The 10,917-nt window shown below is 72.8% G+C and carries 10 protein-coding genes and 1 pseudogene; 10 read left to right on the top strand and 1 reads right to left on the bottom strand.

What is annotated here, in order from left to right:
• The 9 genes and pseudogenes from J7E86_RS03185 to htpX all read left to right on the top strand — a co-directional run.
• Positions 1 to 1,192 (top strand): annotated as a pseudogene (locus tag J7E86_RS03185) (NADH-quinone oxidoreductase subunit C); the annotation flags it as partial.
• A complete protein-coding gene (locus J7E86_RS03180; RefSeq protein ID WP_215079509.1) occupies positions 1,189 to 2,154 on the top strand; it encodes a complex I subunit 1 family protein in 966 nt (321 codons plus the stop codon). The pseudogene J7E86_RS03185 and the gene J7E86_RS03180, both read left to right, overlap by 4 nt.
• Complete coding sequence (locus J7E86_RS03175) at positions 2,154 to 2,783, top strand: NADH-quinone oxidoreductase subunit I (RefSeq protein ID WP_251018579.1); 630 nt, start codon at positions 2,154 to 2,156, stop codon at positions 2,781 to 2,783. The genes J7E86_RS03180 and J7E86_RS03175 overlap by 1 nt, the downstream gene beginning before the upstream one ends.
• The gene (locus tag J7E86_RS03170) at positions 2,780 to 3,337 is read left to right on the top strand and encodes an NADH-quinone oxidoreductase subunit J (protein WP_215079507.1); all 558 of its coding nucleotides are present in this window, start codon (positions 2,780 to 2,782) and stop codon (positions 3,335 to 3,337) included. The genes J7E86_RS03175 and J7E86_RS03170 overlap by 4 nt, the downstream gene beginning before the upstream one ends.
• The gene (gene nuoK / locus J7E86_RS03165) at positions 3,337 to 3,696 is read left to right on the top strand and encodes an NADH-quinone oxidoreductase subunit NuoK (RefSeq protein WP_215079505.1); all 360 of its coding nucleotides are present in this window, start codon (positions 3,337 to 3,339) and stop codon (positions 3,694 to 3,696) included. Before J7E86_RS03170 ends, nuoK begins: the two co-directional genes overlap by 1 nt.
• Positions 3,693 to 5,696 carry an NADH-quinone oxidoreductase subunit L gene (locus J7E86_RS03160; RefSeq protein WP_215079503.1) on the top strand — a complete coding sequence of 668 codons (2,004 nt, stop codon included), beginning with the start codon at positions 3,693 to 3,695 and terminating at the stop codon, positions 5,694 to 5,696. The genes nuoK and J7E86_RS03160 overlap by 4 nt, the downstream gene beginning before the upstream one ends.
• 17 nt (positions 5,697 to 5,713) lie before the next feature.
• Positions 5,714 to 7,282, top strand: coding sequence for a NuoM family protein (locus J7E86_RS03155; protein ID WP_215079515.1), 1,569 nt, complete (start codon positions 5,714 to 5,716; stop codon positions 7,280 to 7,282).
• Entirely contained in the window at positions 7,282 to 8,790 is a 1,509-nt protein-coding gene (locus J7E86_RS03150) for an NADH-quinone oxidoreductase subunit N (protein WP_215079501.1), read from the top strand. Before J7E86_RS03155 ends, J7E86_RS03150 begins: the two co-directional genes overlap by 1 nt.
• A gap of 161 nt (positions 8,791 to 8,951) precedes the next feature.
• Positions 8,952 to 9,815, top strand: a complete 864-nt coding sequence (htpX, locus tag J7E86_RS03145; RefSeq protein WP_215079499.1) for a zinc metalloprotease HtpX — start codon at positions 8,952 to 8,954, stop codon at positions 9,813 to 9,815.
• 12 nt (positions 9,816 to 9,827) lie between these two features.
• On the opposite strand, the gene J7E86_RS03140 is transcribed toward htpX, so the two are convergent.
• A complete protein-coding gene (locus J7E86_RS03140) occupies positions 9,828 to 10,256 on the bottom strand; it encodes an ester cyclase (protein WP_215079497.1) in 429 nt (142 codons plus the stop codon).
• A 195-nt stretch (positions 10,257 to 10,451) separates the two neighbouring features.
• Between J7E86_RS03140 and J7E86_RS03135 the strand changes: the two genes are divergently transcribed.
• Entirely contained in the window at positions 10,452 to 10,844 is a 393-nt protein-coding gene (locus J7E86_RS03135; RefSeq protein ID WP_215079495.1) for a YccF domain-containing protein, read from the top strand.
• Positions 10,845 to 10,917: the final 73 nt, after the last annotated feature.

The raw sequence follows: 10,917 nt of genomic DNA, 5'->3' as shown, positions 1-10,917 counted from the left end.
CGTCCTGGCGGCACGCGTGGCCAAGGCGTGGCCGGGCGCGAAGGAACCGGGCGAATCGGAACACGGCGGCCCGAAACGCCGCCAGATGCTGCCCCCCGGCGTCCCCGACCCCAACGAATGGGGCCCCCTCAAGGGCCAGCTCCCCCCGGCCCCCACCCGCCCCGCCCGAGCGGCCCGCACGGCCCCGGGCGAGCGCCCGGCCCGCCGCGCCCGCAGCGTGAGCGAGGGCTCGGCGAGCCAGGCGCCGACGGCTGCCGAGGGCGCGCCCGAGCAGGGCGCGGTCGCCCCGGGGCGGCGTACGCGCAGCGTGACGGAGGGTTCGGCGAGCCAGGCGCCTGCCGAGGGAGCCACCGAACAGGGCGCGCCCGCCCCGGGTCGGCGTACCCGCAGTGCGTCCGAGGGTTCGGCGAGTCAGGGGATGCCGGCTTCGGAGGGCGCGCCCGAGCAGGGTGCGGTCGCCCCGGCCCGGCGTAGCCGTAGCGCGTCCGACGGCTCGGCGAGCCAGCAGGCCGCCGACCGGCCGACGCGCCCGAGCCCGGCCCCGCGCTCCGCCGACGCCCCATGGCACCACGCCCGCCCGGCCTTCGACGACCAGCCGACCACCGAGCCCGAGCCTCTGCCCGAAGCGGTCGAGCGGGGCACGGACTCGGACCGTACGGCAGACGCCGCGGGTGCCCGGCCCGGCGAGGGGGAGGCCGCGCCCACCCCGACCGCCCCGGCCGACGAGGCCAAGCCGTCAGCCCCTGTCGACCGGGCAGCCGACGCGGCACCCGAGCCGGCGATCCCGACCGTTCCGGACGGCGGTCGGCCCGGTACGCCGGCTGCCGCCGCCCCCGGCACGCCATCCGAACCACGGCCGAAGGCCACGGACGAGACGTCCCAGCAGGTGGCCTCGCCGACCCCGGCCGACGAGGCCACCGCGCCCGAGCCGCCCGCCCCGGGCGTCGGAACCGGCGAGGCCGGCGCCCCTGCCGGCCCACAGTCCGGCACCCCCGGCGGGATGTCCCGGCCGGCCGCCGCGGACGCCTCCGGCGATCAGGCGTCCCCGGCCGACGAGACCACCCCGCCCCCGCCGCCCGCCCCGGGCACCAGCACCGACGAGGCCCCGGCCGACAAGCCCCCGGCCGGCAAGGCCGACCCCCGGCCCGAGGCCGAAGACCACGACACCCCCGCCGGAGGCGACCCCGCATGAGCGACACTCTCGACGTCGTCCTGCGCCTCCTCGCCGTGTTCGTCGCCTTCCTCGTGCTGCCGCTGGTCGTCGGGCAGACCGAGCACAAGGTCATGGCGCACATGCAGGGCCGGCTCGGGCCCATGTACGCCGGTGGGTTCCACGGGTGGGCCCAGCTCGTCGCGGACGGGGTCAAGTTCGCGCAGAAGGAGGACGTCGTCCCCGCGGGTGCGGACCGGCGGATCTTCCAGCTCGCTCCCGCCGTCGCCCTCCTGCCCTACCTGCTCGTGCTCGTGGCCATCCCGGTCGGGCCCGGCAACGCCGTCGGGCAGGTCGTCGACGCCGGCATCTTCTTCGTCCTCGCCGTCATGGGCGTCGGCGTCCTCGGCTCGCTGATGGCCGGCTGGGCGTCGGCCAACAAGTTCTCGCTGCTCGGCGGCCTGCGGACCGCCGCCCAGCTGATGGCGTACGAGCTGCCGATGCTGCTCGCCGCGGCCTCGGTCGCCATGGCCGCGGGCACCGTCTCGCTGCCCGGCATCGTGGACGCGTTCCACTGGTGGTGGGTGCCCTGGCAGATCGTCGGCGGCCTCGTCTTCTTCACCGCCGGCCTCGCCGAACTGCAACGCCCGCCGTTCGACATGCCCGTCGCCGACTCCGAGATCATCTTCGGCGCGTACACCGAGTACACCGGCCTCCGCTTCGCCCTCTTCCTGCTCTCGGAGTACGCCGGCATCGTCGTGCTCTGCGGCCTCACCACCGTCCTCTTCCTCGGCGGCTGGCACGGGCCCTTCGGCGCCGACGGCCTCGGCTGGCTGTGGACCCTGCTCAAGGCGGCCCTGCTCGCCTTCGTGGTCATCTGGCTGCGCGTGACCTACCCGCGGTTGCGCGAGGACCAGCTGCAGAAGCTGGCCTGGACCGTTCTCATTCCGCTCGCCCTCGCGCAGATCGCGCTCACCGGCGTCGTCAAGGTGGTGATCCAATAATGTCCTTCCCCGGTTCCGGCCTGGCCAAGGGGCTCGCCGTCACCCTCCGGACGATGACGAAGCGGACGGTGACCGCCCAGTACCCGGACGTACAGCCCGAACTGCCGCCCCGCACCCGCGGTGTCATCGGCCTGTTCGAGGAGAACTGCACCGTCTGCATGCTGTGCGCCCGCGAGTGCCCGGACTGGTGCATCTACATCGACTCCCACAAGGAGACCGTGCCCCCGGCCGCCCCCGGCGGCCGCGAGCGCAGCCGCAACGTCCTCGACCGCTTCGCGATCGACTTCTCGCTGTGCATGTACTGCGGCATCTGCATCGAGGTGTGCCCCTTCGACGCGCTCTTCTGGTCCCCGGAATTCGAGTACGCCGAGACCGACATCCACGACCTCACCCACGAGCGCGACAAGCTCCGCGACTGGATGTGGACCGTGCCGGAGCCGCCCGCCCTCGACCCCGCGGCCGAGGAGCCGAAGGAGATCGCCGCCGCCCGCAAGACGGCCGAGAAGCTGGCCGCCCAGCAGGCAGCCGAGCAGGCCGCCGCCGAGCAGGCTGTACAGAACGGGCAGGCCGAACAGAACGAGCAGGCCGGACCAGGCGAGCAGGCCGGACAGAAGGAGGACGAGGCATGACCGGCACAGCGGCCCTCGCCGCCCAGACGCACGGCTTCCTCTCCACCTCCGGCGTCGAGATCGCCTTCCTCCTCGTCGGCCTCGCCACCCTCGGCGCGGCCCTCGTCACCGTCACCACCAAGCAGCTCGTGCACGCCGCCCTCTGGCTGGTCGTGACCCTCGGCGGGCTCGCCGTGGAGTACCTCCTGCTCACGGCCGAGTTCATCGCCTGGGTCCAGGTGCTGATCTACGTCGGCTCCGTCGTCGTCCTCCTCCTGTTCGGGCTGATGCTCACCAAGGCCCCCATCGGCCGCTCCCCGGACGCCGACTCGGGCAACCGGTGGGCCGCCCTCGCGGTCGCCGTCGCCGCCGCCGGCGCACTCGTCTGGGTGGTCGTCGACGCCTTCCGTACGACGTGGATCGACCTCGGCGGCGCGCCGCAGGGCTCCACCGAGGTCTCCGGAGAGATCCTCTTCCGGCACTGGGTGCTGCCCTTCGAAGCCCTGTCCGTCCTGCTGCTCGCCGCGCTCGTCGGCGCGATCGTCCTGTCCCGCAGGAAGAACGAGGAGCGCTGATGCATCTCGTCTACCCCGCCGTACTCGCCGCCCTGCTCTTCGCCACCGGCCTCTACGGCGTCCTCGCCCGGCGCAACGCCATCCTCGTCCTGATGTCCGTCGAGCTGATGCTCAACGCCGTCAACCTCAACCTCGTCGCCTTCGACGTATGGCTGCGCGACGCGCTCCACGCCGGCCAGGCACTCACCCTCTTCATCATCGCCATCGCCGCCGCCGAGATCGGCATCGGCCTGGCGATCGTGCTGCTCGTGTACCGCAACCGCGGCACGGCCGACATCGACCGGCTCCGCGACCTCAGCGAGGACGAGCACCCCTCCCGACGCGCTGACCGCGAGGAAACGGCGGAGGCCGCCGCGTGACGACCACGACCACCGCCGTACTCGTCCCCCTGCTGCCCTTCCTCGGTGCCGTCGCCGGCCTGCTGCTCGGCCGCCGCGCGCCCGGGTTCGTCCGGCCGCTCGCCGTGCTGCCGACCGTCGCCGCGGCCGTGCTCGCCGTCGTCGTCGCCTGCCGGCAGGGCGGCGGCACCGGCGCCGGGGAGGCCATCGACGCGGCCACCCGCCTCACCCCGACCGGCTCCGTGCCGATCGACCTGGCCCTGCACCTCGACGGCTTCGCCGTCCTCGTCGCCGTCCTGGTCGGCGTCGTCGCGTCCTGCGTCCAGCTGTACTCGACCGCCTACCTGCGCGACGACCCCCGCTACCCCTCCTACGCGGCCCTCGTCTCCCTCTTCACCTCCGCGATGCTGCTCGTCGTCTACTCCGGCGACCTCATGGTGCTGCTCGTCGGCTGGGAGATCATGGGCATCTGCTCGTACTTCCTGGTCGGCCACTACTGGGAGACCGAGGCCGCCCGCGCCGCCTCGCTCAAGGCGTTCCTGGTCACCAAGCTCGGCGACGTCCCCTTCCTGATCGGCATCCTCGCGCTGGCCGCCGACGCCGGGACGTTCCGGATCAACGGCATCCTCACCGCCGTGACCTCCGGCGACATCGCCCACCCCACGCTGATCGCGCTGCTGCTGCTGGCCGGCGTCGCGGGCAAGTCCGCGCAGTTCCCGCTGCACACCTGGCTGCCCGACGCGATGGCCGGCCCCACGCCCGTCTCCGCGCTCATCCACGCCGCGACGATGGTCGCGGCCGGCGTCTACTTCATCGCCCGGCTCCTCCCCCTCTTCGCCGCGTCCACGGCGGCGCTGGTCGTCCTGGCCGTGATGGCCGCCGTCACGATGGTGGGCTCCGCGCTCGCCGCGCTCGCGCAGGACGACATCAAGCGCGTCCTCGCCTACTCCACCGTCGGGCAGCTCGGCTACATGACCGGCGCCCTCGCCGTCGGCGACCGCGACGCGGCCGTCTTCCACCTCATCACCCACGGCGCGTTCAAGGCCCTCCTCTTCCTCGGGGCGGGCGTGATCATCCACGCCGCCGGTACGAACTCGCTGGCCGCGATGGCCAGGACGGGCGGGCTCGCCAAGCGCATCCCCGACGCCTACTGGACGATGACCGTCGCCCTCCTCGCGCTCGCCGCGATCCCGCCGTTCAGCGGCTTCTTCTCCAAGGAGGCCGTCCTCGGCGCCGCCGAGCACGCGGCCGGCGGCCACGCGGCCGGCATCCCGGGCGCGGCCGGCTGGACCGTCCTCGTCGCAGGGCTCCTCACCGCCCTGCTCACCGCCGGCTACGCCACCCGCCTGTGGCTGCTCGCCTTCCACGGCAAGGGCGCCGAGGCCCCCTCCCACGGCCGGGAACCGGCCGCCATGAACGCCGTTCTCTGGGTTCTCGCGATCCCCGCCCTGGGGCTCGGCCTCGCCGCGTGGAAGCTCCCCGACTGGTTCGACGGGCGCTCCCTCACCCCGACCCTCACCACCTCCGTCCTCGGCACCGGCGCCGCCCTCGTCGGCGCGCTCCTCACCTACGCGGCCTGGCGCCGCACCGCCGCGCTCGCCGCCCGTACGCCCATGGGCGCCGTCGCGGCCGACCCCGACGCGTCCCCGGCGGTCTCCGAGGAGGAAGCCATCGCCAGCCACGAGGCCGTCTACGGACACATCGCCTCCGCCCCCGACCCGGCCGACCCCGGCCGCCTCCTCCTCGGCCCCCTGCACCGTCACGCGGCGGCCGGCTTCCACCTCGACGCCGTCTACCACGTCCTGTTCGTCCGGCCCGTACGCGCCGCCGCCCGGCTCGCGCACTTCCTCGACCGCGAGGTCGTCGACACCTACGTCCGCGGCGCCGCGACCGCGCCCGGCCTGCTCGGCACGGCCGTCCGCCGCGCCCAGACCGGCAACGTGCAGACCTACCTCGGCGCCCTCCTCGCCGGCTCCGTCGTCCTGGCCGTCGCCGCCGTGCTCGTAGCCACCGGAGCCTGACCGTGAATCACACCGCCATGCAGCTCCTCCTCGCGGGCATCGTCGTCCTCCCCCTCGTCGGCGCCGTCGCCGCCCTGCTCCCGGCCCCGCCCGGACTCAAGGGCAGCGGCCCCGACCAGGCCGTGCTCCGCCACGGCGTCACCGTCACCGGCCTGGTCCTGGCCCTGTCCGTCGCCCTCGCCGCCGGCTTCGACCACGACCGCCCGGCGCGGATGCAGGCGACCACCGACATCAGCTGGATCCCCGCCCTCGGCATCCGGATCCACCTCGGCGTGGACGGCGTCTCCCTCCCCCTCCTCGTCCTGACCGCGCTGCTGACCTTCCTCTGCGCGCTCTACAGCTACAAGAAAATGCCGGCGGGCCCGTCTCCCAAGGCATTCGTCGCGCTGATCCTCGTCCTGGAGTCCGGCACCCTCGCGAGCTTCGCCGTCCTCGACCTCGTGCTGTTCTTCCTGGCCTTCGAGATGGTGCTCATCCCGATGTACTTCCTCATCGCCCGCTGGGGCGGTGACGGCCGCGAGCGCGCGGCCTGGCGGTTCATCCTCTACACCCTGCTCGGCTCCGTCGTGATGCTGCTCGGCCTCCTCCTCATCGGCATCAAGGGCGGCACCTTCGACATGGTGGCACTGGCCACTGACAACGGCTCGAAGCTCAGCCACACCACCCAGCTCATCGCGGTCCTGGCCATCGGCGTCGGACTGGCCGTCAAGGCCCCGATGTGGCCCCTGCACAGCTGGCTCCCCGACGCCCACACGGCTGCCCCGACCGTCGGCTCGGTGCTCCTCGCGGGCGTCCTGCTGAAGATGGGCACGTACGGTTTCGTGCGCATCGTCCTGCCCATCGCCCCCGACGGCGCCCACACCTTCGCGCCCTACCTCGCCGCGTTCGCGGTCGTCGGCATCATCTACGGCTCCCTGGTCTGCCTCTCGCTCGCCCGCACCGGCGGCAAGGGCGACCTCAAACGCCTGATCGCCTACTCCTCCGTGGGCCACATGGGCTTCGTCCTCCTCGGCATCGCCACGATGACCCCCACCGGCCTCAACGGCGCGCTGTTCGCCAACATCGCCCACGGCCTCATCACCGGCCTGCTGTTCTTCCTGGTCGGCGCGGTCAAGGACCGCTACGGCACCAGCGACCTCGACACCCTCTCCGGCGCCACCGGCGCCGCCCTCTACGGCCGGGCGCCCCGCCTCGGCGGCCTCCTCGCCTTCGGCGCGGTCGCCTCCCTCGGGCTGCCCGGACTCGCCGGGTTCTGGGGCGAGATGCTCGCGATGTTCGGCTCGTTCCGTCCCGCCGACGGCCTCAGCCGCCCCGCCTTCCTCACCTTCATGGCCCTGGCCGGCTTCGGCACGCTGCTCACCGCCGCGTACATGCTCGTCGTCGTACGCCGCGTCTGCATGGGCGGCGACGGCGGGGAGGAAGGTGCCAGGCCCGCGCACGGACCCGCCCTCGCCGACGTCCAGACGTACGAGTTCGCCGCCTGGACCCCGCTCGTCGCCCTCACCGTCCTCGCCGGACTCTGGCCCGCGGCCCTCCTCGGCCTCACCGACCCGGCCGTTCAGCAGCTCCTCCGAGGAGGCAACTGATGGGCTCCCTGGTCCAGTCCGTCGACTGGCTCGCCATCGCCCCGCCCACCGTCACCGCCGTGGTGGCGCTCGTCGTCCTGGTCGCCGACCTGTTCCTGCCCGAGGAGCGCAAGCCCCTCCTCGGCGGGATCGCGATCGGCGGACTGCTGCTGGCCGGCCTGTCCCTGCTGCCGCTCCTCGACGGCGACCGCTCCACCTTCTGCCTGACGTCGGGCACGCGCGCGTGCAGCTACACCGCCGACCACTTCACGCTCGTCATCCAGTTCCTGGTGCTGGGCGGCGCCCTGCTGACGGCCCTTCTGTCCATCAGTGACCTCACGGACTTCAAACTTCCCGCCGGGGAGTACTGGTTCCTGCTGCTGTCCTCCGCCGCCGGCGCCGCCCTGCTGCCCGCCTCCCGGGACCTCGCCACGCTCGTCGTCGCCCTCGAAGTGGCCTCCCTGCCCGCCTTCGCCCTGGTCGGCCTGCGGCGCGGCGACCGCCGCTCCTCCGAGGCCGCCCTGAAGTTCTTCCTGTCGTCGGTCACCGCGACCGCCGTCATGCTGCTGGGCGTCAGCTTCGTCTACGCGGCCACCGGCACCCTCCACCTCACCCAGGTCGCCGAGGCCCTCACCCACGTCGACCCGCGCCTGGACACCCTCGCGCAGGCGGGCGTGGCCCTCACCCTCGTCGGCTTCGCCTTCAAGACCGCCGCGGTGCCCTTCCACTTCTGGGTCCCCGACACCTACGTGGGCGCGCCGCTGCCCATCGCGGCCTACCTCTCCGTCGTCGGCAAGGCCGTCGGCTTCACCGGCCTGATCCTGGTGACCGTCGTCGGCTTCCCGTCCTACGCCGACGTGTGGGGCCCGGCCCTCGCCGTGCTCGCCGCCCTCACCATGACCGTCGGCAACGTCGGCGCGCTGCGCCAGCGCCCGGAGCGCGCGCACAGCGCCGTACGCCTGCTCGCCTGGTCCTCGGTCGGCCAGGCCGGCTATCTGCTGGTCCCCCTCGCGGCCGCCGGCTACGCCGACGACCCGGCGCACGCCGTCGGCTCCACCATCGCGTACGCCCTGATGTACGCGGCCGTGAACCTCGGCGCCTTCGCCGTCGCCGGGCTCGTCGCCCGGACCAGCCCCGAGCACCGCGTCAGCGACTACCGCGGCCTGTACGCCCGCCGCCCGCTCGCCGCGCTCGCGCTCGGCTTCTTCCTGCTCTGCCTGGCCGGCCTGCCGCCGGGCGTCATCGGCCTGTTCGCCAAGGTCACCGTCTTCACGGCGGCCGTCGACGCGGGGCTGGGCTGGCTGGCGGTGGTCATGGCCGTCAACGTCGTGATCGCCCTGTACTACTACCTCCAGTGGACGGCCGTCCTCTTCCGCCCCGCGGAGGGGGAGACGCCGGAGCCGGCCGGGCGGCACGCGCGCGTGCCCGCGCCGCTGGCCACCGCCGTGGCACTCGCCGCGGTCGCCGGCATCGCCCTGTCGGGCGCCCCGCAGCTCGTCCTGCGCTTCGCCTCGGGCGCGCTGCTGTAGGCGCGGTCACCCGTACGGCCGGTCCGCCCCCACGTGCACAAGGGAACCAGCGGCCTTCACCTGGCGTTGGCCAGTACAGAAGGTTCCACTGGAGCGTGGAAGCGCCGTCATGGCGCCATCAGCAAAAGGGTTCCCCTGCCGCACCGCTTGGAGGGCGTACCGTGCACCGCCGGCACAACGGGCTCAGGACCGCCGTCCTCCTGGGAGGGCTGTCCGCGCTCATCATCGTCATCGGCAGCCTCTTCGGGCGTACGGGCCTGATCGTCGCCGTCCTGGTGGCCCTGGGCACCAACGCCTACGCCTACTGGAACAGCGACAAGCTCGCTCTGCGGGCGATGCGCGCCAGGCCCGTCAGCGAGTTCGAGGCGCCGGAGCTCTACCGCATGGTGCGCGAGCTCTCCACGTCCGCCCGGCGGCCGATGCCCCGGCTGTACATCTCCCCGACCGAGGCGCCCAACGCCTTCGCCACGGGCCGCAATCCCCGCAACGCCGCCGTCTGCTGCACCGACGGCATCCTGCGCCTCCTCGACGAGCGCGAGCTGCGCGGCGTCATCGGCCACGAGCTCAGCCACGTCTACAACCGCGACATCCTCATCTCCTCGGTCGCGGGCGCGCTCGCCTCGGTAGTGATGTTCCTGGTGAACTTCGCCTGGCTGATCCCCATCGGCAGGTCGGACGACGACGAGGGCCCCGGTCTCATCGGCATGATCATGATCATGCTGCTGGGCCCGATCGCCGCCTCGCTCATCCAGCTGGCCGTCAGCCGCTCCCGGGAGTACGAGGCCGACGCCTCCGGCGCCCGCCTCACCGGCGACCCCCTCGCCCTGGCCTCGGCCCTGCGCAAGCTGGAGGCGGGCACCCAGCGGCTCCCGCTGCCCCCTGAGCCCCGCCTGGAGACCGCGAGCCACATGATGATCGCGAACCCGTTCCGCGCGGGCGAGGGCATGTCCAAGCTGTTCTCGACCCACCCGCCCATGGCCGAGCGCATCAGCCGCCTGGAGCGGATGGTGGGCCACGGCTCCTAGCCTGCGGGCCGGCTAGGCGACCTCGGGCGACGGCATGACCCCGAGCTGCTGGAGCAGCCGGAGAAGATCCTTGTCGGACCACTTCTCCACGAGCTTGCCGTTCTCGATCCGGTGGATCACCGTCGCCGTCATCTCGACCGCGTTCCCCGTCGCGGGAATGCCCGGCAGGTCCTTCTCGTGGACGCCCCGGCACAGCAGCCGGGTCACCACCTTGTCGCCCTCGGCGATCTGGTCCTGGATCTCGTGCGTACCTGGAGTCGCCTCCCAGAAGATACGGAACGCCTCCTTCAGCCCTTCCAGGCCGGGCTCCATCCCCGGAAACGGCGGCGGCGAGTGGTCGAGGTAGTCGGGCGAGACGAGCTCGTCCAGGATGGCCAGGTTGCCGGCGTCGATCTGCTCGTAGTAGCGCCGGACGAGATTCTTGTTCTCCTGAGTGGACACGGGCCTGCCTCCGCACTCGATGCGACGATGCCGACAACCTCATCAATCACACAAGAGACCAGATCGTGCCGTCCCGACACCCCGGACGCGCCGATCCGCGCCACCCGCACAGCCCCCGCGTGGCCGGCGCAACCGTCCCGGGGTGCGGAAACGTCCTTCTCGCCGGTAGATGTTCCCCGTGGGAGGCTGGCTCGTATGAAGCTCATTCTGAATGTCGTCTGGCTGGTCCTGTGCGGCTTCTGGATGGCGATCGGCTACGTCGTAGCCGGGTTGATCTGTTGCGTTCTGATCGTCACCATCCCGTTTGGCATCGCCAGCTTCCGCATAGCCAGCTACGCCCTGTGGCCCTTCGGCCGCACGACCGTCGAACGGCGCGACGCCGGCGCGGGCTCCCTGCTCGGCAACATCATCTGGATCGTCTTCGCGGGCTGGTGGCTGGCGCTCGGCCACATCGTCACCGGCATCGCCCTGTGCGTGTCGATCATCGGTATCCCGCTCGGCATCGCCAACTTCAAGCTGATCCCGATTTCGCTGATGCCGCTGGGCCGCGAGATCGTCCCCACGGACCGCCCCTTCGCGACCCGCTGACGGCGGCGCGCCGCTCACCCCACCGGCCTGCGCAACTGACGCCCCGCACACCGCCCATGAGACGCGAAGAGGG

The sequence above is a fragment of the Streptomyces sp. ISL-11 genome (assembly GCF_018614525.1).
In the GTDB taxonomy this organism is placed as follows: domain Bacteria; phylum Actinomycetota; class Actinomycetes; order Streptomycetales; family Streptomycetaceae; genus Streptomyces.
Note: the sequence above shows the minus strand (reverse complement) of the source record. Positions and strands in the feature narration are given on the sequence as shown.

What these genes read in the sequence shown, in the direction of transcription:
- J7E86_RS03180 (WP_215079509.1), top strand. Translation starts at nt 1,189, where the DNA reads ATGAGCGACACTCTCGACGTCGTCCTGCGCCTCCTCGCCGTGTTCGTC.
- J7E86_RS03175 (WP_251018579.1), top strand. Translation starts at nt 2,154, where the DNA reads ATGTCCTTCCCCGGTTCCGGCCTGGCCAAGGGGCTCGCCGTCACCCTC.
- J7E86_RS03170 (WP_215079507.1), top strand. Translation starts at nt 2,780, where the DNA reads ATGACCGGCACAGCGGCCCTCGCCGCCCAGACGCACGGCTTCCTCTCC.
- nuoK (WP_215079505.1), top strand. Translation starts at nt 3,337, where the DNA reads ATGCATCTCGTCTACCCCGCCGTACTCGCCGCCCTGCTCTTCGCCACC.
- J7E86_RS03155 (WP_215079515.1), top strand. Translation starts at nt 5,714, where the DNA reads ATGCAGCTCCTCCTCGCGGGCATCGTCGTCCTCCCCCTCGTCGGCGCC.
- J7E86_RS03150 (WP_215079501.1), top strand. Translation starts at nt 7,282, where the DNA reads ATGGGCTCCCTGGTCCAGTCCGTCGACTGGCTCGCCATCGCCCCGCCC.
- J7E86_RS03135 (WP_215079495.1), top strand. Translation starts at nt 10,452, where the DNA reads ATGAAGCTCATTCTGAATGTCGTCTGGCTGGTCCTGTGCGGCTTCTGG.